The 20,209-nt window shown below is 64.6% G+C and carries 24 protein-coding genes and 1 tRNA gene; 13 read left to right on the plus strand and 12 right to left on the minus strand.

Annotation, left to right across the window (positions count from 1 at the left end):
• The first annotated feature begins 10 nt into the window (after positions 1 to 10).
• Positions 11 to 415: an HIT family protein gene (locus tag KBX13_RS07215; RefSeq protein ID WP_070361932.1), complete on the plus strand. Its 405-nt coding sequence runs from the start codon at positions 11 to 13 to the stop codon at positions 413 to 415.
• Here KBX13_RS07215 and KBX13_RS07220 read toward each other — a convergent pair.
• The 4 genes from KBX13_RS07220 to KBX13_RS07235 form a co-directional block, all read right to left on the minus strand.
• A complete protein-coding gene (locus KBX13_RS07220; protein WP_256021445.1) occupies positions 412 to 1,806 on the minus strand; it encodes a cell wall metabolism sensor histidine kinase WalK in 1,395 nt (464 codons plus the stop codon). The two genes, KBX13_RS07215 and KBX13_RS07220, sit on opposite strands and share 4 nt — an antisense overlap.
• A 14-nt stretch (positions 1,807 to 1,820) precedes the next feature.
• Positions 1,821 to 2,528 carry a response regulator transcription factor gene (locus KBX13_RS07225; RefSeq protein ID WP_070361930.1) on the minus strand — a complete coding sequence of 236 codons (708 nt, stop codon included), beginning with the start codon at positions 2,526 to 2,528 and terminating at the stop codon, positions 1,821 to 1,823.
• A 460-nt stretch (positions 2,529 to 2,988) separates the two neighbouring features.
• Positions 2,989 to 3,061 (minus strand) — tRNA-Thr (locus KBX13_RS07230).
• The gene (locus tag KBX13_RS07235; protein WP_256021447.1) at positions 3,040 to 3,789 is read right to left on the minus strand and encodes a DUF364 domain-containing protein; all 750 of its coding nucleotides are present in this window, start codon (positions 3,787 to 3,789) and stop codon (positions 3,040 to 3,042) included. Before KBX13_RS07235 ends, KBX13_RS07230 begins: the two co-directional genes overlap by 22 nt.
• Positions 3,790 to 3,972: 183 nt before the next feature.
• Between KBX13_RS07235 and KBX13_RS07240 the strand changes: the two genes are divergently transcribed.
• From KBX13_RS07240 to KBX13_RS07275, 8 genes are read left to right on the plus strand one after another with little or no spacing between them, the layout of a single operon-like run.
• Entirely contained in the window at positions 3,973 to 5,298 is a 1,326-nt protein-coding gene (locus tag KBX13_RS07240) for a threonine/serine exporter ThrE family protein (RefSeq protein WP_256472805.1), read from the plus strand.
• A 55-nt stretch (positions 5,299 to 5,353) separates the two neighbouring features.
• On the plus strand, positions 5,354 to 5,716 hold the full coding sequence (locus tag KBX13_RS07245) for a hypothetical protein (RefSeq protein ID WP_070361929.1): 363 nt from the start codon (positions 5,354 to 5,356) through the stop codon (positions 5,714 to 5,716).
• Positions 5,717 to 5,718: 2 nt separating this feature from the next.
• The gene (locus KBX13_RS07250) at positions 5,719 to 7,002 is read left to right on the plus strand and encodes a trehalose-6-phosphate synthase (protein WP_071573141.1); all 1,284 of its coding nucleotides are present in this window, start codon (positions 5,719 to 5,721) and stop codon (positions 7,000 to 7,002) included.
• Positions 6,999 to 7,403, plus strand: a complete 405-nt coding sequence (locus KBX13_RS07255; protein WP_256001041.1) for a hypothetical protein — start codon at positions 6,999 to 7,001, stop codon at positions 7,401 to 7,403. Before KBX13_RS07250 ends, KBX13_RS07255 begins: the two co-directional genes overlap by 4 nt.
• Positions 7,400 to 8,083, plus strand: coding sequence for a trehalose-phosphatase (locus KBX13_RS07260; RefSeq protein WP_256021449.1), 684 nt, complete (start codon positions 7,400 to 7,402; stop codon positions 8,081 to 8,083). The genes KBX13_RS07255 and KBX13_RS07260 overlap by 4 nt, the downstream gene beginning before the upstream one ends.
• A gap of 33 nt (positions 8,084 to 8,116) precedes the next feature.
• Positions 8,117 to 8,998: a metal ABC transporter solute-binding protein, Zn/Mn family gene (locus KBX13_RS07265; protein WP_256021450.1), complete on the plus strand. Its 882-nt coding sequence runs from the start codon at positions 8,117 to 8,119 to the stop codon at positions 8,996 to 8,998.
• On the plus strand, positions 8,998 to 9,678 hold the full coding sequence (locus tag KBX13_RS07270) for a metal ABC transporter ATP-binding protein (RefSeq protein ID WP_256021452.1): 681 nt from the start codon (positions 8,998 to 9,000) through the stop codon (positions 9,676 to 9,678). Before KBX13_RS07265 ends, KBX13_RS07270 begins: the two co-directional genes overlap by 1 nt.
• On the plus strand, positions 9,679 to 10,491 hold the full coding sequence (locus KBX13_RS07275) for a metal ABC transporter permease (RefSeq protein WP_252931451.1): 813 nt from the start codon (positions 9,679 to 9,681) through the stop codon (positions 10,489 to 10,491).
• Here the strand turns inward: KBX13_RS07275 and rlmB are convergent.
• The 5 genes from rlmB to KBX13_RS07300 are packed head-to-tail and all read right to left on the minus strand — an operon-like array spanning position 10,473 to position 14,649.
• Positions 10,473 to 11,411, minus strand: a complete 939-nt coding sequence (gene rlmB, locus KBX13_RS07280; RefSeq protein WP_070478108.1) for a 23S rRNA (guanosine(2251)-2'-O)-methyltransferase RlmB — start codon at positions 11,409 to 11,411, stop codon at positions 10,473 to 10,475. The two genes, KBX13_RS07275 and rlmB, sit on opposite strands and share 19 nt — an antisense overlap.
• Entirely contained in the window at positions 11,411 to 12,805 is a 1,395-nt protein-coding gene (gene cysS, locus KBX13_RS07285; protein ID WP_256021454.1) for a cysteine--tRNA ligase, read from the minus strand. The genes rlmB and cysS overlap by 1 nt, the downstream gene beginning before the upstream one ends.
• Positions 12,806 to 12,810: 5 nt before the next feature.
• A complete protein-coding gene (gene ispF / locus KBX13_RS07290; protein ID WP_070361920.1) occupies positions 12,811 to 13,302 on the minus strand; it encodes a 2-C-methyl-D-erythritol 2,4-cyclodiphosphate synthase in 492 nt (163 codons plus the stop codon).
• 10 nt (positions 13,303 to 13,312) lie between these two features.
• The gene (gene ispD / locus KBX13_RS07295) at positions 13,313 to 14,038 is read right to left on the minus strand and encodes a 2-C-methyl-D-erythritol 4-phosphate cytidylyltransferase (RefSeq protein ID WP_070478112.1); all 726 of its coding nucleotides are present in this window, start codon (positions 14,036 to 14,038) and stop codon (positions 13,313 to 13,315) included.
• Positions 14,039 to 14,052: 14 nt separating this feature from the next.
• Positions 14,053 to 14,649: a CarD family transcriptional regulator gene (locus tag KBX13_RS07300; protein WP_070361918.1), complete on the minus strand. Its 597-nt coding sequence runs from the start codon at positions 14,647 to 14,649 to the stop codon at positions 14,053 to 14,055.
• 210 nt (positions 14,650 to 14,859) lie between these two features.
• Here KBX13_RS07300 and KBX13_RS07305 point away from each other — a divergent pair, with 210 nt between their 5' ends.
• From KBX13_RS07305 to disA, 3 genes are read left to right on the plus strand one after another with little or no spacing between them, the layout of a single operon-like run.
• Positions 14,860 to 15,399 (plus strand): hypothetical protein, encoded by a 540-nt coding sequence (locus KBX13_RS07305; protein WP_070361917.1) that lies wholly within the window; start codon positions 14,860 to 14,862, stop codon positions 15,397 to 15,399.
• A 6-nt stretch (positions 15,400 to 15,405) separates the two neighbouring features.
• Complete coding sequence (gene radA, locus KBX13_RS07310) at positions 15,406 to 16,794, plus strand: DNA repair protein RadA (RefSeq protein ID WP_071573134.1); 1,389 nt, start codon at positions 15,406 to 15,408, stop codon at positions 16,792 to 16,794.
• A complete protein-coding gene (disA, locus tag KBX13_RS07315; RefSeq protein ID WP_070361915.1) occupies positions 16,787 to 17,833 on the plus strand; it encodes a DNA integrity scanning diadenylate cyclase DisA in 1,047 nt (348 codons plus the stop codon). The genes radA and disA overlap by 8 nt, the downstream gene beginning before the upstream one ends.
• Here disA and KBX13_RS07320 read toward each other — a convergent pair.
• On the minus strand, positions 17,830 to 18,522 hold the full coding sequence (locus KBX13_RS07320) for a hypothetical protein (protein ID WP_256021456.1): 693 nt from the start codon (positions 18,520 to 18,522) through the stop codon (positions 17,830 to 17,832). The genes disA and KBX13_RS07320 overlap by 4 nt on opposite strands.
• A gap of 5 nt (positions 18,523 to 18,527) precedes the next feature.
• Positions 18,528 to 19,136 carry a carbonic anhydrase gene (locus tag KBX13_RS07325; RefSeq protein WP_070361913.1) on the minus strand — a complete coding sequence of 203 codons (609 nt, stop codon included), beginning with the start codon at positions 19,134 to 19,136 and terminating at the stop codon, positions 18,528 to 18,530.
• A 19-nt stretch (positions 19,137 to 19,155) separates the two neighbouring features.
• On the opposite strand from KBX13_RS07325, the gene KBX13_RS07330 reads away from it, so the two are divergent.
• On the plus strand, positions 19,156 to 20,058 hold the full coding sequence (locus KBX13_RS07330) for an A/G-specific adenine glycosylase (protein WP_256021458.1): 903 nt from the start codon (positions 19,156 to 19,158) through the stop codon (positions 20,056 to 20,058).
• Here KBX13_RS07330 and KBX13_RS07335 read toward each other — a convergent pair.
• Positions 20,037 to 20,207 carry a DUF4236 domain-containing protein gene (locus KBX13_RS07335; protein WP_071565885.1) on the minus strand — a complete coding sequence of 57 codons (171 nt, stop codon included), beginning with the start codon at positions 20,205 to 20,207 and terminating at the stop codon, positions 20,037 to 20,039. The genes KBX13_RS07330 and KBX13_RS07335 overlap by 22 nt on opposite strands.
• Positions 20,208 to 20,209 lie beyond the last annotated feature (2 nt).

Below are 20,209 nucleotides of genomic sequence, written 5' to 3' on the forward strand. Positions count from 1 at the left end.
CCTAGGCGCTATGAGCACTGTGTTTACAAAGATTATTCAAGGTGAAATTCCAGGCCGCTTCGTGTACAAGGACGAGGACGTCGCCGCGTTCCTCACCATCGAGCCGATCGCGTACGGCCACACGCTGGTCGTTCCCGTCAAAGAGATCGATAAGTGGACCGACATCGAGCCAGCGCTGTGGGCAAAAATGAATGACGTTGCCCAGCGAGTAGGCAACGCCATCATCGAAGCATTTGGCAGCGAGCGCGCCGGCTACCTCATCGCCGGCTTCGAAGTGCCGCACGCACACATCCACGTCTTCCCCGCCAACGACATGTCCGGCTACGACCTGTCCACCGTGATGAAGATGGACGAAACCGACCCGGCCAAGATGGACGAGGCCGCGGAGAAGCTGCGCGCAGCACTCGAGGCTTAAGCCTTCGGGCCCTTCTCCATCGGGAGGGAAATGGTGAACGTGGAGCCCTCACCCGGCGCGCTTTTTACGGTAATGGTGCCGTCGTGCTGCTCGATGAGGGACTTCGCGATCGCCAACCCCAACCCCGAACCACCGCCGGAGGCGCGGTTCCTGGAGTTGTCCGCGCGGTAGAACCGCTCGAAGATGTGCTCCGCGTCCTTCTCCTCCATGCCGCAGCCGTCGTCGATCACTTCAATGATGATGCGGTCCAGGTTTTCCCGCAACGCCACCGTGACCGACGCGTCCTTGCCCGCGTGCTTGAACGCATTGACAATCAGGTTCAGCAACACCTGGTGCAGCCGCGACGGGTCACCGTTGACCGTCGGCACCGAGGTGGCGTTGTTCTCAATCGTGAGCGAACGCTCCGGGAACGCCGCCTGCGCAGAGCTCACCGCCGAAGTCACCATCTCCAACACATCCACCTGGCGCTTATCCAGGCGAGTGCCCTCCGCACGAGTCAACGCGAGGAGATCCTCCACCAGCAACTGCATGCGGGCAGACTCCTCCTCAATCTTGCCGATGACCATGTCCGCATCCGGCGCCATACCCTTCCGGTACAGCTCCGCATACCCGCGCACACTCGTCAGCGGAGTACGCAGCTCATGAGACGCGTCACCCACAAAGCGACGCATCTGCTCCTCCTTCAGCTGCGCATCCTCCACGGACTCCTGCAGCTGCTGCACCATCGTGTTCATCGCATATGACAACTTGCCGACCTCAGTCTCCCTCGACCACACCGGCACCCGGCGCTTCGTGTCGCCGTCGGCAATTGCAAGCGCAGTGTTCTCTACCTCACGCAACTGGGCCAACGCCTTACGAATATAGGTGCGCCCCGCGCACGCAATCCCCACCACGGCAAGGAGCCCAAATGTCGTTTCCACAATCGCAAGCCAACGCAGCACGCGGTGCTCTGCGTCGAGCTCTTTCGCGACATACTTCACAGTGCCGTCCGGCATCTCGCGTGACATCGCGCGCCACTTCACGCCCGGCGCCACGCCTGTCGACGGCACCGTCACCGCCTTATCTTGCTGCTTGACCCTCGAAAGGTCCGGCGGTGTATCCACATACACCGGGCTCCACGACGTCCCGAACTGCGGATACCACGTCTCCTGATAAAAATCGCTCGGCGCACCCGACGACGGCACCCACGTCACCTGACCAACCCACGTGTCCAACCCCTCGCTGAGCTGGTCGTCGACACGCTGATACAAAATGCTGCGCATGAAGATGTACACCGCCGAGAAACTCACCAACAGCGCCAGCGTGGCAATCGCCAACACCAACGCCACCAGCTGCTTCTGCAGCGGCTTCGTCCTCGAGTACGCAAGCGCATGAAGCCGACGCCTACTCATCGGTCACCTACGCCTTACTTACGAGGTGTACGCAGCACATAGCCGACGCCACGCACCGTATGAATCAACGGCACATCACCGTTATCCACCTTGCGTCGCAGATACGAAATGTACGACTCAACCACGTTGCCGTCGCCACCAAAGTCGTAGTGCCACACGTTATCCAGAATCTTCGCCTTCGACAGCACCACCTCAGCATTCAGCATCAAGTAGCGCAGCAGGTTGAACTCCGTCGGCGACAACTCAATGATCTCGCCAGCCTTCGTCACCTCGTGCGTCTCATCATTCAACGTCAGATCGGCGTACCGCAGCGTCGTATCCTCATCCGCATCCTCCGTCACCTTGCCGCGACGCAGAATCACACGCAGACGAGTAATGACTTCCTCCAAGGAGAACGGCTTCGTCACATAATCATCAGCGCCAATAGTCAGGCCGTGGATCCGATCCTCCACCGCATCCTTCGCCGTCAAGAACAGCACCGGGCCATCAATGCCCTCACTGCGCAGCTTGCCCAACAGTTCAAAGCCGTCCATCCCCGGCATCATCACATCAAGGATGAACGCGTCCGGACGGAAGTCCTTCACCTTCTCCAGCGCCTCCTGGCCAGAGCCCGCACTCTCGACCTCAAAGCCCTGGAACTTCAAAGAAACCGTCAACAACTCAACGATATTCGGCTCATCGTCAACAACGAGCACCTTTACAGGCTTCGTAGCCTCAGACATGTACAGTTCACTCCTTCATACACCAGGGCATTTCGCGTTTCCCTTAGATTTCTCTCGGGAACTGCGTCGGCCGCCATGAATGGCTTCCACGCCCATGAACATAACTGCCTCTATCTAACGCCGTTTCTCTGAACGTTTCCTGTACGCCCCCTGCATGTGGGTGAGTAAAACAGGGATAGTCCGCCGGGAGAGGCGGGGTTGGGGCCGGTTGGATTTCGTTCCGGTCGACCTCTTAGCGTCGACCAATGCAGGTCGTCGGGAATGACTGTGCATTGCCTGGGCACCAGATCTCACCGCCATCAAACGCTGAACTGGGGAAACGTCGCTTGGCCTTGGCGAAAATGGGGAAATTGGTGCACCGGGGCGATTGCGGGACGTCGGGCATCAAAATAGTCAGGCACCCCGACGCAAACACCCCCTCCCCGGCGTTAGGTACGTCCCGGGAGGGGGTGTTGTTCCGAGCTAGAGACGAGACTTGAACTCGCAACCTACGCATTACAAGTGCGTTGCGCTACCGATTGCGCCACTCTAGCAGCGCTGAAGAGTCTACACTAACGTTCACTCGTTTACCGAAATCCCACTTCCTACCTCCACCGATGCCCTTCAGCGTCCCGACGAGCCCGGCAGGGTCGGTGGGGATGAACCCGGAAAGGGTGGTGGCTCCGGCGTCGAAGAGGATGGAGCTCATCGGGGTCGATGGGCCGACGATGATGGTGTCCAGCCCGGAGGCGAGTTCCAAGAGACGTGGCATCGTTTTGTTCACGAGGGCAGATGCAGTGATGAAGACTGCATCGAGGTCTGGGGCGAGGTATTCGAAGGCGGAGTCGGGGTAGTCGCCGGGGCGTTGGACCCGTTCGAAGACGTAGAGGTCGGCGACGTCGCGGAGGGTGCGCTCCAGGCCTGGGAAGTGCCCGACGACGCCAACGCGCTTGCCGGCGTAGTGGGAGGCGTAGGCGACGAATGCGTCCGGAGCTTCGGCGAAGTGGGACGCGTCGCGGTTCACCCAAGCATTGATGGCGGCGAGGCCGACGCCGGCTTCGGCGAAGCTCCACGATGTGACCATGGAGGCGGCGTCGATAAGAGGGCGTCCGATTGGGGACTCGGAGAGGACGGGGCGGCCGTCGCCGGGGTAGACGGCGGCGATGCCGACGTGGCCGTCGGAGGTGCGGAGCCAGGCCCAGTGGGGTGCGATGCCGAAGTCGGTGACGGTGATGGCGGTCGGGGTGGCGTCGATAAGTTGCTCGTAGAGTTGCCAGGTCATGTGGCCATTCTAGGCGTGTCGGGGTGGCTTGCTAGGGTCGAATACGTGAACTTGAATTCGCTGTGGGAGTTTGTCCGCGGGTCACGCCAACACGTGGCGACGATTGACGCGGCACGAACGTCGCCGCCGCCGTCCGTGCTTGCCCCGATTGATCTGACGGATACCGCGCAGGTAGCCGGGGTGATGAATATTGCTGCGCGCATTGGGGAGATCCTGATCGCGAATGGCACGACGTCTTCGGATGCGATTGCGCAGATTCACACAGTGACGTCTTCGTATGGTCTGCACTACTGCCATGTGGACATCACGGTGAACACGATCATGATTAACACGATTATTGGGGTGCATAAGCGTACCCCGGTCAACGTGTTCCGCGTGGTCACGATGATGAGCGAGAACTACCACAAGCTGCAGGAGGCGGACCGGCTGATTCGCTCGATTCGTTCGGGTGCCACGCCACCGGAGCTTGCGGAGAAGATCCTCGACGATATTGATAACTCCCCTATCCCGTGGCGCAATACGCGGTACCTGGCGGGTTGGCTGGTGATGGGCGCGGCGGTCGCGATTTTGCTGGGCGGGGACCTGTTCATGTCCGCGATTGGCGGGCTCACGGCGTTTCTCATCATGGGATTTAACAAGATTTTGTCCCGCAACTCCCTGCCTTACTTCTTCCACTGCGCCATCGGCGGCTTCTTGACGACGATCCCGGCGGCGCTGTTCTACGAGGTCGCGCCGATGATCGGCAAGACGATTGTGCCCAGCCAAGTGATCGCGGTGGGCATCGTGGTCCTGTTGGCGGGTCTGACCTTGGTGCAGTCGCTGCTTGACGGGGTGACGGGCTCGCCGGTGACGGCCTCGGCGCGATTCTTCCAGACACTGCTCTTTACCGGCGGCATCGTGGCTGGTGTCGCGATTGGGTTGAACACGTGGGAGCTCATGGGCCTGGGATTGCCTCCGCTGGAGACAATGCTGGGGACCCCAACGTTTAGTGGTGCGGCGGCGCGTATTGCGGGGAGTACGTTGGCGTCGGCGTCATTCGCGGTGACGTGCTTCGCGGAGCGCCCCGCGGTGGTGGTGGCGGCGTTTACGGCCGCCGCCGGTTCGAGTATGTACTACCTGTTTCTGATCCCGATCGGCTCCGGTGCGTTGATGGCGACGGCGGCGTTGGCGTTCGTCGTCGGCCTTGCGGGTGGCTTGATTGCCCGCCGTTTCCTGATCAACCCGGTGATCACGGCGGTGGCTGGTGTGACCCCGTTCCTGCCTGGCTCTGGTGTGTATCGCGGGATGTACGCCATGATGAACGAGCAGATCGTGGTGGGCCTGACCAACCTGTTCATGGCGGTCGGCACCTGTATGGCGCTGGCTGGCGGTGTGGTGTTTGGCGAGTGGGTGGCGCGCCGTCTGCGTGCCCCGCAGCACTACATTCCGTACGAGGCTTTCAAGCGGGCCGGGCGCTTCACGTTCCAGCAGATCCGCCGACGGAGGCCCCCAGGCGGGCTTCGTCACTAATATTGGCGTAGAATCGTTGTGCTAGTAATGCGCGTCATACAAGGAGGAACCCGTAGTGCCACCCAAGATCACCGACTCTCGCCCCTCGCCTGAGGCGCTCCACGCCGTTGAGGAGCAGACAGCATCTGGTGCTCGCAGGATTGTTGCTACCTACGCCGAGGACTTTTTTGATGGCGTGACCTTGATGTCCATGCTCGGTGTCGAGCCACAGGGCTTCGTGTACAAGAAGTACGCGGAGGAAGTCCTGGGCGCTGAGGAAGAGGAAGAGCCGAAGAAGGCGACCAAGAAGAAGGCTACGAAGAAGAAAGCCACCAAGAAGAAGGCTTCTAAGAAGAAGGCCACGAAGAAAAAGGCCACCAAGAAGAAAGCAACAAAGAAAAAGGCCACCAAAAAGAAGACTGTAAAGAAGAAGTCGTAGTTGTGAATGAGTTCGTAGTGGTGGCTAACCGCCTGCCCGTCGACCGTGTCGAGGGCGGGTGGAAGGCATCACCCGGCGGGCTCGTGGCTGCGCTCGCACCCGTGTTGCGGGCACGCGCCGGTTGCTGGGTGGGGTGGTCCGGCGCGGTGGATGAACCGGTCGCGCCGTTTCGCTTTGATGGCATTGACCTGCACCCGGTGACGTTGGACGCCCAGGACTACGAGGAGTTCTACGAGGGTTTCTCCAACTCGACGTTGTGGCCGCTTTACCATGACTTGATCGTGGCCCCGCAGTACAACGAGCAGTGGTGGCAGCGCTACCGTGACGTTAACGTCCGCTTCGCGCGCGCGACCGCCGAGGTGGCGGCGCAGGGCGCGACGGTGTGGGTGCAGGACTACCAGTTGCAGCTGGTGCCGGGCCTGCTGCGCGAGATGCGCCCCGACCTGACCATCGGGTTCTTCCTGCATATTCCGTTCCCCTCCCCCGACCTGTTCCGTCAGCTCCCGTGGCGCGAGGAACTCATCGGCGGACTCAACGGCTGCGACCTGGTGGGGTTTCAGCGCGAGGCGGATGAGCGCAACTTCCGCGCACTCGTCGGCGACGATAACAACAGCCCGCGCAGTGGAACGTTCCCGATCTCGATTGACCCGGCGGCGGTGCAGGTTGGCTCGCCGGAGGCGGTGGCGAAGCTGCGGGCGTCGGTAGGGAATCCTGCGGCCCTGATGCTGGGGGTGGACCGCATGGATTACACGAAGGGCATCCTGCAGCGTTTGCTCGCGTTTGAGCAGCTGCTCGAAGAAGGTGTCGACGCCACCCTGATCCAGCTGGCCACTCCATCGCGGGAGCGCATCGAGCACTACCGCAAGACCCGCCGCCAGGTCGAAGAGGCAGTGGGCAGGATTAACGGCCGCTTCGGCTCGGTGGGTCGCCCGGTGATCCACTACATGCATCGCGGTGTGTCCAAGCAGGAGCTGGGCACGTTCTATGCGGCTGCGGACGTGATGTTGGTGACACCGTTTAAGGACGGCATGAACCTGGTGGCAAAGGAGTACGTGGCCTGCCACCCGGACGGGGACGGCGCGTTGGTGCTGTCCGAGTTCGCCGGCGCGGCCGTAGAGCTGCACGACGCGTATTTGTGTAATCCGTTCGAGGGGGCGTCGATACTTCGGGCGATGCGGGAGGCACTTGACCCGGATCCGGAACGGATGCGGCGGATGTACGCGCGGGTGCTGGGGCACGATGTGCACCGGTGGGCGGCGGAGTTTTTGCAGGAGGTTGCGCGATGAAACGGCTGGTTGTTGCAGGTGCAGCACTGGGGCTGGCGGCGTGTTCGCCGGCGCCGCCGGTGTGGCAGGTCGTTGCGGTGTACACGGCTCCGGACACGCCGGGGGATGTGCCGGATCGAGCGAATGTGAGCATCGACGGTTCGGAGCTGACGGGCTCGACGGGATGCGGCAAGGTTGAAGGCGACGTCACGGTCACTGAAGACACGCTGACGGTCAACGAGATTTCTTTCGCCGACACAGCCGGCTGCGAGGGGGCGGCGCGCTACACGCACGATCAACTGGCGTCGCTGGTGGTGCCGGAGGCCACGTTCCGAATCAACAATGTCAGTGACACCGAGAAGGTGCTCACGCTCGACGGCGACGACGTGAACGAACCGAGCATGCGGGTGATGATGCTGTGAGTTCCATCGCCTACTTATCGACGGCCCCTTCGCTCCTTGTCTGCCTCGATTTCGACGGCACGATCAGCGAGCTGAACCCGGACCCTTATGCGGTGAAACCGCACCCGGTGGCGCTGGAGGCGATTGAGCGCCTGGCGCACGCCCCGAATACGGAGGTGGCGATGCTGTCCGGCCGCCACCTGGAGGGCCTGCGCAGGGTGTTCCCGCTGCGGAACCCGGTGGTGTTGGTGGGTTCGCACGGCGCGGAGCCTGGCCCGGAGCTTACGCCGGAGGATGTCGAGTATTTGGACGCAATCGAAAAGCAGCTGGAGGCGATCGCGGTCTCGCCGGCGTACGTGGAGGTCAAGCCGTACCAGCGGGTGCTGCACGTCGCGCCCGTGGGGGACGCGGCGGAGCGCGAGCGCATGCTGGCGGAGGCGCTGCGGATTCAAACGCCTCGCCCTGTCACGCCGGGCAATAACGTGGTGGAGTTTTCCGCGGTAGATGTGTCGAAGGGTTCGTGGCTGCGGGCCCACAAGCAGCGCTTTGCTGCGACGCTCTTCGCTGGCGATGACGTCACGGACGACACAGCGCTAGCGGTGCTGGGGCCTGCGGATGTGGGGATCAAGGTAGGGGTCGACGTCGCAGGCGTGGACGAGATGGCGGCCTTCCTGAAGGCGCTCGCCGACGCTCGTTGTTGATATTCATTTTCAATACCACGTACAATGGCGGCCATGTTTTCACGACGCTTCATTGGCATCCTTGCTGCATCGACGCTCGCACTGAGCGCCTGCAGCAGCACTGACAGCACCGGCGACACCGCAGCTGATGCCGCCGACGGCCAGATCGTGGCCACGACGCAGGTGTGGGCGGACGTCGCGAGCCTGGTGACGGGCCAGGACGTCCCCGCGATCATCTCGAATACCTCGGTGGACCCCCACGACTACGAGCCGACGGCCGCCGACCTGGCGCAGGTGGCGAAGGCGGTGCTCGTGGTGGCCAACGGCGGCGCGTACGACGCCCGCATCTACGGCGCGGCGGAAGACGCGAACGTGGTCTCCGCGCTGCCGCTGACGGAGGCGCACGAGCACGAGCACGGTGAGCATGGCCATGACGACCACGACCATGAGGGCCACGACCATGACCACGCCCACGAGGAGAACGAGCACATCTGGTACTCCACCGCGGCGATCGCGAAGGTGGGCGCGGACCTCGCGCAGCGCACTGATGGCAACACGGACGCGCTCGATGAGAAGCTTGAGCAGCTGCAGGCGAAGCTGGACAGCCTCAAGGCGGCGCGCGTGGCGCAGACGCACCCAATCGCGGACGCGATCATCGAGGAGTCCGCGCTCGAGGACGTCACTCCGGAGTCCTTCCGCCACGCAACGCTGAACCACTCGGAGCCGTCCTCGGCGGCGCTCGCGGAGTTCATCGCTGCACTCGAGTCCGGCGAAATCGACATCCTGATTAACAACCCGCAGAGCCCGAACGGTGTCTCCGACAAGCTGGTTGAGGTGGCGAAGGCCAACAACGTGAAGGTCGTTGACATTTACGAGACCCCACCAAACGGCGAGAACTTCTTCGACTACTTTGCCAAGGCGCTTGACGAGCTCTAATGCTGCACCTGACCAACGCCTCCTGCGATCCCCTGTGGCACGACATCAACCTTGATGTCGCCGCGGGGGAATTTGTCGCTGTGCTGGGCCCGAACGGCAGCGGCAAGTCCACGCTGCTCGGCACGATCCTGGGCACGCGGAAACTCAGCTCAGGCACGATTTCGGCGCCGAAGAACATCGGGTTCATCCCACAGCAGCGCATGTTCCCGCCGGAGCTGCCGGTGCGGGTGCGCGACCTGGTGTCGCTCTCGCTTGAGCACCGTCCGCTGCGTCGGCCGAGGAAGGGGGACGTCGATACGCTGCTGGACAGCGTGGGTGCGCTGCACCTTGCCGACGCCCGCGTGGGCACCCTGTCGGGCGGCCAGCAGCAACTGGTGCGGCAGGCGCAGGCCTTTGCGAAGCAGCCCGATCTCATCCTTGCCGACGAGCCCCTGCTCTCGCTCGACGTGGCGCGCCAGCGCGACTTCATGTCCCGGCTACATGCTGCGAAGGTCGCGGTGGTGATGGTGACGCACTCCATCGACCCGGTGATCGACATCGTGGACAAGGTGCTCTACCTGGGGCCGAACGGGCACGTGGTCGGCAGTGCCGACGAGGTGCTGCGCTCCGATGTGCTCAGTGAGCTGTACGGGGCTCCAGTGGAGGTCGCACGCGTGGGTGGAAAGACGGTGATCCTGTAAATGCTGGAGCAAACGCAGTACCTGCTCGGGTTCGATTTCGTGATCGTTGCGCTGATTGCCTGCGCGATGCTGGGCGTGCTTTCCGGCGTGATCGCGCCGCTGATCGTGATGCGGAAAATGTCATTCGCGGTGCACGCTACTTCTGAGTTGGCGTTGATGGGTGCCGCGGTTGCGCTCGTGACGGGCCTGAACCTCAGCTTGGGGGCCGTCGTCGGCTCGATTGTGGCGGCGATCGTGCTCGTCCTGCTGGGGCTTCGCAGCGACACTGACTCATCCGTGGGCGTGGTGATGAGCTTCGGCATGGGCATTTCCGTGCTGTGCATCCACCTCTACCCCGGTAACTCCACCACCGCGATGGCGCTGCTGACGGGCCAGATCGTCGGGGTGAGCAAGGAAAACCTCGGGGTGCTGACGGCCACCACGCTGTTGGTCGTGGTGGCCGTGATGGTGCTGTGGCGCCCGCTGCTGTTCGCCTCTGTAGACCCGGAGATGGCGGCCGCGAGCGGGGTACGCGTGAAGGTGCTGGCCACGCTGTTCGCCATCCTGCTCGGCATGGCGGCCGCCCAGACCGTGCAGATCGTGGGCGTGCTGCTGGTAATGGCGCTGCTGATCACGCCCGGCGCGTCCGCGGTGGCCATTACGGCGCGGCCCGCGGCGGCGGTGGCGTGGTCGGTGCTCTTCGCGGAGCTCGCCGCCGTGGGCGGCATGCTGCTCTCGCTGGCGCCCGGCCTGCCGGTGAGTGTGATGGTGGCGTTCGTGTCCTTCGCCATCTACCTCGTGTGCCGGGCGGTGGGCTACTTCACGCGGCGCTGACGTGCGAACTCGCTGAGCACCACGCCGGCCGCGACGGAGGCGTTCAGGGACTCTACCCAGTCGGTCGTCGGGATGGACATGATCACGTCGCAGTTTTCCCGCACGAGCCTGGAGATGCCCTTGCCCTCCGAGCCGACGACGATGACTACCGGGTCGGTGGCGCCCTCGAAAGTGTCCAGTGTGTGCTCGCCGCCCGCGTCGAGGCCCACGACCATGTAGCCGTTGTCCTTGAACTGCTTGACAGTACGGGTCACGTTGGTCACACGCGCGACAGGCAGGCGAGCCGCCGTGCCCGCCGAGGTGCGCCACGCCACGCCCGTCACCTGCGCGGAGCGTCTCTCCGGGATGATCACGCCGTGGCCGCCGAACGCGGCCGTCGAGCGGATCACCGCGCCGAGATTACGCGGGTCGGTGATGTTGTCCAGGATGACAAACATGCCGGTCTCCCCGCGGTCCGCCACACCAGCGACCAGGTCGAAGACGTCCGCGTACTTGTACGGCTGGATCTTCAGGCCGATGCCCTGGTGCATGCCGTTTCCGGTCATCATGTCCAAGTCGTGGCGGTCCACCTCCTGCACCGGGATGTTGCGGGAGTTCGCCAGGGTGACGGCCTCGCTGAGGCGGTCGTCGTGCCCGGTGCCGCGCGCCACGAACAGCGCCTCGGCTGGCACCTTGGCGTGCAGGCACTCCACGACGGGGTTGCGGCCAACAACCATGTCCGGCAGCTCGCGCTCGTGGCGGCCTTGGTCGCGGCGCTTGCGCTCCAGCTTGCGCTTGTGCGCCGCGTGGTAGACGCGGTCCTCGGCCTTCGGGGTTGCACCCTTGCCGCGCAGCCCGCGGCGACGCTGCCCGCCAGAGCCCTTCGTGGCGGTCTTCTTGTTCTTCTTCTGCTTATCGGGGCGGTGGTATGGCTTGGCCATTAGTTCTCCTTCAGTTGCCACTGCGCGCCGTCGGCGGTGTCGGTGACCTCGATGCCTGCGGCGGCAAGGCGGTCACGCACGGCATCGGCCGCGGCCCAGTCCTTCTCGGCACGCGCGGCGGCCCGGCGCTCAAGCTCGGCACCAACCAACACATCAAGTGCCTCGGTTACTCCATTATTTTTCGACGCCCCATCGTCCCACACACCGGGGTCCACCCCCAACACCGCGGCCATCGCACGCACCTGAGCAGCCAACTCGGCTGCCTTGGCGGTATCGTGCGCGGCGAGCGCCTTGTTGCCTTCACGGACCACGTTGTGGATTTCGGCGAGCGCGCGGGGCACGGAGAAGTCGTCGTCTAGCGCCTGGGCGAAGCCTTCGGTCCAGGTGGTCGACTCGGGCGTGCCGGTGCGATGCACGAAGTCCTCGATGCGGCGGTAGCCCGCCGCGGCCTCCTGCAGCGCCTCCGGCGAATACTCCAGCACGCTGCGGTAGTGCGCGGATCCCAGGTAGTAGCGCAGCTCCACCGGGCGCACGGCGTCCAGCATGTTGTCGATGCTCAGCACGTTACCCAGCGACTTCGACATCTTCTCGCCCGCCATGGTCACCCAGTGGTTGTGCATCCAGTACTGGGCGAAGCCATCACCCGCGGCGTGGGACTGCGCCTGCTCGTTTTCGTGGTGCGGGAACTGCAGGTCCAGGCCGCCGCCGTGAATGTCGAACTCGGCGCCCAGGTACCAAGTGGACATGGCGGAGCACTCCAGGTGCCAGCCGGGGCGGCCGTCGCCCCACGGGGTCGGCCAGCTCGGCTCGCCAGGTTTGGCGGCCTTCCACAGTGCGAAGTCGTGGCTGCCGCGCTTGCCGTGCACGTCACTTTCGCCCTGGTTCATCTCCTCGACACGGTTGCCGGACAGGGAACCGTAGTCGTCGCTCGCCTTCGTCCAGGCGGCCACGTCGAAGTAGACGGAGCCCTCGGAGGCGTAGGCGAAGCCGGCGTCGATAAGCCGCTGCATGTAGTCGACCATCTGGGTGACGTGGCCCGTGGCGCGCGGCTCGACAGACGGCGGCAACACGCCGAGGGTGTTGTAGGCGCGCGTGAACTCGCGCTCGTACGTACTGACCCACTCCCACCACGGCCGATCGTGCTCGGCGGCCTTGTTTAAGATCTTGTCATCGATGTCGGTGACGTTGCGCACGAACGCGACGTCGTAGCCCTTGGCCGCGAACCAGCGGCGCACGATGTCGAACGCCACCCCCGAGCGCAAGTGCCCGATATGCGGGGCGGACTGTGGCGTGGCCCCGCACAAGTAGATGGAAACGTGGCCCTCACGCAGCGGGCGGAATGGACGCAGCGTGCGCGTCGCGGTGTCAAAAATCTGTTGGGTCTCGGCAGTCACGGCCCTTAGCTTAGTGCAACCAGCGCAGTAGCGACGGCAGCGCGCCCCTCACCCGAACCGGTGAAACCCATGTGGTCCGTCGTAGTCGCCGTCACCGACACAGGGGCGCCGAGCGCCTCCGAGAGCACGCGCTGCGCTTCCTCGCGCACCGGGCCCATCTTCGGGGTCTGGCCAATCATCTGCACCGACACGTTGATCACCTGGTGCCCATGCTGCTCGAGCAACTCCCGCAGCTCCTTGAGCAGCTGCGTGCCCCGCACCCCGTCATACTCCGGCCTACCCACCCCGACGAAGGACCCCAGGTCCCCCAGGCCCGTCGCCGAAAGCACCGCATCCACCACGGCGTGGCTGACAACATCGCCGTCCGAGTGCCCCTCGCAGCCGTCTTGGCCCTCGTGGAGGATGCCCGCGATCCAGCACGGCTTCCCGGCCTCGATCTGGTGCGCGTCAAACGCGGTACCGACTCTGAACTGTGGAAAATCTGTGTGCGACGTCATGCGCGCAAGCCTACCGCGTGCTCCCCGACGGCACCTCGAAGATTGTCGGCTCCGCCTCGTCCGTAATGCTCTGCGCCAGGCGCATGTCAATCGGCGTGGTGATCTTAAACGCCATCGGGTCCCCCTGCACCGTGTGCACGTCCACGCCGAACCACTCCATCAGGCTCGCGTCATCCGTGGCGACGAAGTCTGGCGTCCCTTCGTAGTACGCGCGGTTCGCGGCGAGCAGAGAACGCAGGTCAAAGCCCTGCGGCGTCTGCACCGCCCGCAGCGTCGAGCGATCCGGGGTGCCGACGACGCGCCCAGCTGCGTCGATCTCCTTAATGGTGTCGACGACCGGCAGCACCGGCACCACCGCGTCCGCGCCCTCGAGCACGGCGCGGGCGACGCGCGCGATCATACCGGGCGGGGTCAGGGCCCGGGCGGCGTCGTGAATGAGCACGCAGGCGTCCTCGTGCTCGATCGCCTTGAGGCCCTCGTAGATAGAATCGGCGCGCTCCGCGCCCCCGTGCACGAAGCGGACGTCGTGGCCTCGCAGCGTGGTGCGCGCGATCTCCTCCATCTCGGGGCTGACCACCACGATGATCGAGTCCACCACCTCGGCGGTCTCCATCGCGGTCACCGAGCGCTCCAGCAGGCTGCGACCGCGCAGCGGCACGAACGCCTTCGGCACGCTCGCGCCGAGCCGCGTGCCCTGGCCTGCCGCAGCGACGACGGCCACTACCCTGCGAGACATTTGGCTACGTCCCGCTACTTCTCGTCGTCCTCATCGTCGTCGAAGCTGAGGTCATCCAGGTCGATGTCATCCTCGTCCTCAACCACCACGTCAGGCGCGAAGGAAATACCGGCCTTGACCTGCTCCTCAATAATCTTGCGGACGCCCTCTTCCAGCTCCTCGACCTTCTTCTCGTCGACTGGCTCCGCCAGCGCGAGTTCGCCGACGAGGATCTGGCGCGCCTTGCCCAGCATGCGCTTCTCGCCCGCAGACAGGCCCTTGCCCTGGTCACGGCGCCACAGGTCGCGGACAACCTCCGCCACCTTATTAATGTCACCGGACGCGAGGCGCTCCTGGTTCGCCTTGTAGCGGCGGGACCAGTTGCCGGCCTCCTCGACGTCGGTCTCGCGCAGCACCGAGAAGACCTTCTCCAGGCCCTCCTTGCCGACGACGTCGCGCACACCGACAAGCTCGGTGTTCTTTACAGGAACGCGGACCTCAAGGTCCGACTGGAGGATTTGCAGTACGAGAAAGTCGAGCGTTTCTCCGCCAATTTCGCGCTGCTCGATGTCGGCGATGCGTGCCGCACCATGATGCGGATAGACAACCACTTCTCCGACTTTGAATTCCATGAACACTCCTTGAGGATGACAACCGGCTCAGTAACCTCACCACCCTACCATTACGGGCCGTAATGGGGACGCGCACCCGCGATGCGCCGAACTCAACTAAAGTTTAACCCCACCCGCGCCGCCTGGGCCTGGTACGCGTGAGGAAACTGTGAAAAGTCTAGGTCCAGGCGCTAGGGTTGTGCGGAGAAACATATATGTGAAACAAGAACGATGGAGGACACCCACGTGAAGTCCCTGAAGCCGGTTTTCGCACTCGCAACCGCACTGCTCATGGCCGGATGCTCCGCAGGCCAAATCACTCAGACCTCTGACCAGGTGGCTGCAGTTGACGGCGCCAACGTCGAAACCGAGAACGGCGAGCTGGCCGTGCAGGACGTCACCGTCGTCCTCGACGAGACCGGCTCCGCAGCACTGAAGTTCAGCGCCCTGAACCAGGACACGTCGATGACGTCGCACTCGCTGCGTTCCGTTTCCGTTGACGGCACCCCGGTCAGCATCGAATCCTCGAAGGAAATCGGCTACAACTGCGTGCTTGTTGGTGACTCCGCTGCAGGCTTGGACCGCATGCCGCAGGATGACGGCAAGAACTGCATCGAGTACATCCGCACCGCCCTGCCGAACGACAGCTTCGCGTACGGCGGCACCGTGCCTGTGACCTTCACGTTCGACACCGGCACCCTCGAGGTCAACGCCCCGGTTTCCGCTCCGCTGCTGCCTTCCGGCCAGGTCCACCGCGACCTGAACAAGTAAGGCTCTATGGCGAAGAAGCCTCGGGTGATCCACACCTGTTCCGAGTGTGGATACTCCTCTCCTAAGTGGCTTGGTCGCTGCCCTGAATGCGGCTCTTGGGGGACATTGCAAGAATCAGCGCCGGTGGTTACCGCCACCCGCGCGACGGGGGTCTCCAGTGCGCCGCGTGCCGCTGCACTCACGCCGCAAACGCCTGCGCGCCCAATCACAACTATCGACGCCGCCGCGACCAAGACGGTGCGCTCCGGCATCGGCGAGCTTGACCGGGTGTTGGGCAACGGCGTGGTGCCTGGGTCGGTGGTGCTCATGGCGGGCGAGCCGGGCGTCGGCAAGTCGACGCTGCTGCTTGAGGTGGCCTCGCGCTGGGCGGCGATCGACGGTCGCAAAGCGCTCTACGTCACCGCCGAAGAGTCGGCGGGGCAGGTCCGCGGGCGCGCCGAACGCACCGGCGCACTGCGGGAGCGCCTCTACCTGGCGGCCGAGTCCAACCTGGACATCGTGTTTGGTCACGTGGAGCAGATCAAGCCCTCGCTGCTCATCGTGGACTCGGTACAGACGATGCACGCTCCTGGGGTGGAGGGCGTGCCGGGCGGCGTTGCGCAGTCCCGCGCGGTCACGGCCGCGCTGACCACGCTGGCGAAGACCACTCACCTGCCGATTCTGCTGGTAGGGCACGTAACCAAGGACGGCAACGTCGCGGGCCCGCGCGTGCTCGAGCACCTGGTGGACGTGGTGCTGAACTTCGAAGGCGACCGGCAATCAAGCCTGCGTATGCTGCGCGGCATCAAGAACCGATTTGGCGCGACCGATGAGGTGGGCTGCTTCGAGCAGACCGCCGAGGGGATCCGCGAAGTACCGGACCCGTCCGGGCTGTTCCTCTCCCACCGCGGCCGCACCCCGGATGGTTCCGCGGTGACCGTGGCGATGGACGGGGTGCGCCCCATGCTCGCGGAGGTGCAGGCGCTCACCGTGGACCCGGTGAACAAGTCGCCCAGGCGCGTGGTCACGGGCCTGGACGGCAACCGCGTGCCGATGGTGCTGGCGGTCCTGCAGGCGCGCTGCGGGCAGCGCACGAACGACAAGGACGCCTACGTGGCAACCGTGGGTGGGGTGCGCATCACGGAAACCGCGACCGACCTAGCGGTGGCGCTGGCGACCTGGTCGAGCCTGCACGAGACACCGCTGCCACCAAAGACGGTGGTGATCGGGGAGGTCGGCTTGGCCGGCGAGATCCGGCGGGTGCCGAACCTGGGCCGTCGCCTGCAAGAGGCAGCACGCCTGGGATACGAGCACGCAATCGTGCCCGCGGGCGAGTCACTGCAGGTCCCGGGCCTGCGAATTGAGCAGGTGGCCACGGTTGGCCAGGCTATCGCTACACTTGCACAGCATGAGTGATGACACGATGCGCGCCGCCCTCGAGCGCCTCGCCCCCGGCACCGCACTTCGCGACGGCCTCGAGCGAATCCAACGTGGCCACACCGGTGGCCTCATCGTCCTCGGCGACGGGCCGGAGGTCGTCGAGATTTGCGACGGCGGCATCGCCTTCGACGTCGCCTTCCAGCCACCGCTGCTGCGCGAGCTGTGCAAGATGGACGGCGCCGTCGTTTTATCCGCCGACGGCTCCCGCATCACCCACGCCAACGTGCAGCTCGTGCCCAGCCCGCACTTCCCCACCAGTGAGTCCGGCACCCGCCACCGCTCCGCGGAGCGCACCGCGCTGCAGACCGGCAGGCCGGTGATCTCGGTGTCGGCGTCGATGAATACGGTGACGGTGTACGCGGGTGGGCGTCGCCACCGCTTGGAGGAGCCGGCGGTCCTGATGGGCCGGGCGAACCAGGCACTGTCCACGGTGGAGCGCTATCGCCAGCGCCTCGACATGTCGAACCACCGCCTGTTCGTGGCAGAGATGAACAACTATGCCACCGTCGCCGACGTGCTCAACGTGCTGCAGCGCCAGCTGATGCTCGAGCGCGCCGTCACCGATCTGGAGCTGAGCATCGTGGAGTTGGGTGTCGACGCCCGCCAGCTCAGCCTGCAGCTTTCCGAGCTGGAGGGCAACAACGCCCACGACGTTGAGATGCTGGTGCGCGACTACATCGCGACGACCACCGTGCCCACGGACGAGCAGGTCCACCAGGCCCTCGATGCCTTGGACACCCTGCCGGATTCGGAGCTGCTGAACACGACCACGTTGGCGCGCCAGCTGGGGCTGCCCGCGAACGAGGAGAACCTCGTGCAAGCGCTGATCCCGCGTGGCTACCGGGCGCTTGCGCGCGTGCCTCGCGTGCAGAAGTTCTTGATGGATCAGATCGTGGCCGTCTTCGGCACGCTGCCCGCCATTTTGGAGGCGCAGCCGGAAGACTTGAGCTCCGCAGACCACGTGACCAGCCTGTGGGCGCGCCACATCTACGAGGGGTTGCGCCGCCTCAGCTAAGTCAGGTTGAACGGGACCGCGTCAGAGGCGTTGTCGCCGATCACGGTGTGCAGGTAGTAGGACCCAGCTGGTACCGGCTGGCGGTCGGTGCACACGTTCGGCTGCGAGCTGGTACCCGACCAGCGGGCTTCAAAGCCACGCTTCGAGTCACGCGGGAACGTCTCCTGACCAGCAAAGACAGGGTCGAAGCAGTCGACGTCGGACCACACGCGGTTGTTCGTGGCCATGTCGTAGACCTCAAAACGCATGATGTTGGTGTCCAGGTCGATGACGCAGTCCACATCCGTTGGGTTCTGCACCTCCATGTAGAACACCGGTTGCTCCCCCACCGCGTACGACGGCTGGTTTGTCGACGCCACCACACGCAAATCCTTCAGCTCACAGGTGCCGGACGGGGCAGCCTGCGCGTGCTCTCCCGACGAGGTCGGCTCGGTCGGCTCACCGGATGCGCTTTCCTTTGCAGTTTCGGACTCACTCGGCGTCGCGGCACCCGGTTCCGGCACCGTCGGCTCCGTGACAGGCGTGGTGGTGGGCGAAGTGGACGTCGATACGTCGGCGTCGCCGCCGCCTGAGCGCGCCATAGCGCTCAACCCCCACACCAGGAACACCACGAGCACCAACAACGCAACGAGCGCCGCAACGCGGCGGCGCCGGTAGATCTCGGGAGGAAGCGGATGCTGGTTAGTCATGCCCCTTACTCTATACCGAAGTTTTCCATGGTCGGGTGAACCTGGCCATCGGCAAGTTGGTAGCGTGCCGCAACCACGCCGACAGTGCCGTTCGCCAAACGCTCCGCGAGCACGGGCACGCGCTCAATGAGGTGCTGCGCGCTCAAGTTCGCGTGGGTGACCTCAACATCCTTCGGGTCACGCGTGGGCGACTGAAGCACCGACGGCACGATCTTCTCCACGAACACGCGCACCAACCCGTCCGGGACTTCCTCCGTCTCCACCGCGTTGAGCGCCGTACCGACCGCGCCACAGGACTCATGCGACAGGAACATCACCAGCGGCACATTCAGCCCTTCCACCGCGTACTCGACGGAGGCGGACACCGCGGCGTCGACGCAACCGCCCGCTGTGCGGATGACGAAGATGTCACCGAAGCCGACGTCGAAAAGCAGCTCAACTGGGACACGCGAATCCGAGCAGGCGACGACGGCGGCGATGGGGTTCTGGCCGTCTCGGAGCTGTTCGCGCCACGTGGGGTCGCGGTGCGGGTGCGTCTCCTGGCTTGCAACGAATCGTTCATTTCCTGCCTTGAGGAGTTCCCACACCTCACGAGGCGTCTTTTCTGTACTCATAGGCTATATTTTGGCAGAGATGACTGAGGATGTGGCCAAAATTCGAACAAACCTCCAACCCGCCGAGATTAACCCGTGGTACCGCGCCAACGCGCGCGAGCTTCCGTGGCGCGCACCAGGCACAAGCGCGTGGGGCGTGCTGCTCAGCGAGGTGATGAGCCACCAGACGCAGGTGGCGCGCGTCGCCCCCATCTGGGAGGAGTGGATGCGCCGCTGGCCCACCCCGGAGGCCTTCGCGGCTGCTGGCGCCGACGAGGTGCTGCGCGCCTGGGGCAGCCTCGGCTACCCGCGCCGCGCGCTGCGTCTGCTGGAGTGCGCGCGAGCGATCACCGAGCTTCATGGAGGTATTGTTCCCCGCAGCGTCGAGGAGCTACTGGCGCTGCCCGGCATCGGCGATTACACGGCACGCGCAGTGGCCTGCTTTGCCTACGGGGAAAACGTGCCGGTGGTGGACACGAACGTGCGCCGCGTCGTCGCGCGTGCCGAGCGTGGTAGGCCCGTAGCGCACCCGCGCAAGGCGGAGCTTCAGGAGGTGGCGGCGCTGCTGCCCGACGACGGTTCGGAGTGGGACGGCCCGACCTTTTCGGTCGGCCTGATGGAGCTCGGCGCCCTCGTGTGCACCGCCACAAACCCGGACTGCGGGGCGTGCCCGGTCAACCGCTGCGCGTGGGTGGCAGCGGGCAAGCCAGAGCCGAACCCGGAGGAGCAGCGCAAGAAGAAGACGCAGCGCTTCGCCGGCACCGACCGGCAGGTGCGTGGCAAGATCATGCAGGTGTTGCGAGGGGCGTCGGCACCCGTGCCGCAACGCGACATCGACGTAGTGTGGCCCGATGCAGCGCAACGCTCCCGCGCCCTATTTTCACTGCTTGAGGACGGCCTCGCCGTCCAAGACGACGCCGGCTACTTCCACCTACCGCGGTAATTAAACCCACCGGGCAGCTTCACCCACACGCCGCCGCGCGAGTTGAACGTGACAGGGCCGACCTTCGTGGAAGCCGAAGCACCAGACTTGGAGAAGTTCAGCCACGAGTTCTTACTCACCTTGTGCTTCTTGCGATAATAAATTCCCATGC

It is taken from the genome of Corynebacterium sp. CCUG 51687, assembly GCF_024453995.1.
In the GTDB taxonomy this organism is placed as follows: domain Bacteria; phylum Actinomycetota; class Actinomycetes; order Mycobacteriales; family Mycobacteriaceae; genus Corynebacterium; species Corynebacterium pseudogenitalium.

Bases quoted from the DNA above. Each gene is read 5' to 3' on its own strand.
- KBX13_RS07215 (WP_070361932.1), top strand. From the start codon at position 11: ATGAGCACTGTGTTTACAAAGATTATTCAAGGTGAAATTCCAGGCCGC.
- KBX13_RS07220 (WP_256021445.1), bottom strand. From the start codon at position 1,806: ATGAGTAGGCGTCGGCTTCATGCGCTTGCGTACTCGAGGACGAAGCCG.
- KBX13_RS07225 (WP_070361930.1), bottom strand. From the start codon at position 2,528: ATGTCTGAGGCTACGAAGCCTGTAAAGGTGCTCGTTGTTGACGATGAG.
- KBX13_RS07235 (WP_256021447.1), bottom strand. From the start codon at position 3,789: ATGACCTGGCAACTCTACGAGCAACTTATCGACGCCACCCCGACCGCC.
- KBX13_RS07240 (WP_256472805.1), top strand. From the start codon at position 3,973: ATGAATATTGCTGCGCGCATTGGGGAGATCCTGATCGCGAATGGCACG.
- KBX13_RS07255 (WP_256001041.1), top strand. From the start codon at position 6,999: ATGAAACGGCTGGTTGTTGCAGGTGCAGCACTGGGGCTGGCGGCGTGT.
- KBX13_RS07265 (WP_256021450.1), top strand. From the start codon at position 8,117: ATGTTTTCACGACGCTTCATTGGCATCCTTGCTGCATCGACGCTCGCA.
- KBX13_RS07270 (WP_256021452.1), top strand. From the start codon at position 8,998: ATGCTGCACCTGACCAACGCCTCCTGCGATCCCCTGTGGCACGACATC.
- KBX13_RS07275 (WP_252931451.1), top strand. From the start codon at position 9,679: ATGCTGGAGCAAACGCAGTACCTGCTCGGGTTCGATTTCGTGATCGTT.
- rlmB (WP_070478108.1), bottom strand. From the start codon at position 11,411: ATGGCCAAGCCATACCACCGCCCCGATAAGCAGAAGAAGAACAAGAAG.
- ispF (WP_070361920.1), bottom strand. From the start codon at position 13,302: ATGACGTCGCACACAGATTTTCCACAGTTCAGAGTCGGTACCGCGTTT.
- ispD (WP_070478112.1), bottom strand. From the start codon at position 14,038: ATGTCTCGCAGGGTAGTGGCCGTCGTCGCTGCGGCAGGCCAGGGCACG.
- KBX13_RS07300 (WP_070361918.1), bottom strand. From the start codon at position 14,649: ATGGAATTCAAAGTCGGAGAAGTGGTTGTCTATCCGCATCATGGTGCG.
- KBX13_RS07305 (WP_070361917.1), top strand. From the start codon at position 14,860: ATGGAGGACACCCACGTGAAGTCCCTGAAGCCGGTTTTCGCACTCGCA.
- radA (WP_071573134.1), top strand. From the start codon at position 15,406: ATGGCGAAGAAGCCTCGGGTGATCCACACCTGTTCCGAGTGTGGATAC.
- disA (WP_070361915.1), top strand. From the start codon at position 16,787: ATGAGTGATGACACGATGCGCGCCGCCCTCGAGCGCCTCGCCCCCGGC.
- KBX13_RS07320 (WP_256021456.1), bottom strand. From the start codon at position 18,522: ATGACTAACCAGCATCCGCTTCCTCCCGAGATCTACCGGCGCCGCCGC.
- KBX13_RS07325 (WP_070361913.1), bottom strand. From the start codon at position 19,136: ATGAGTACAGAAAAGACGCCTCGTGAGGTGTGGGAACTCCTCAAGGCA.
- KBX13_RS07330 (WP_256021458.1), top strand. From the start codon at position 19,156: ATGACTGAGGATGTGGCCAAAATTCGAACAAACCTCCAACCCGCCGAG.
- KBX13_RS07335 (WP_071565885.1), bottom strand. From the start codon at position 20,207: ATGGGAATTTATTATCGCAAGAAGCACAAGGTGAGTAAGAACTCGTGG.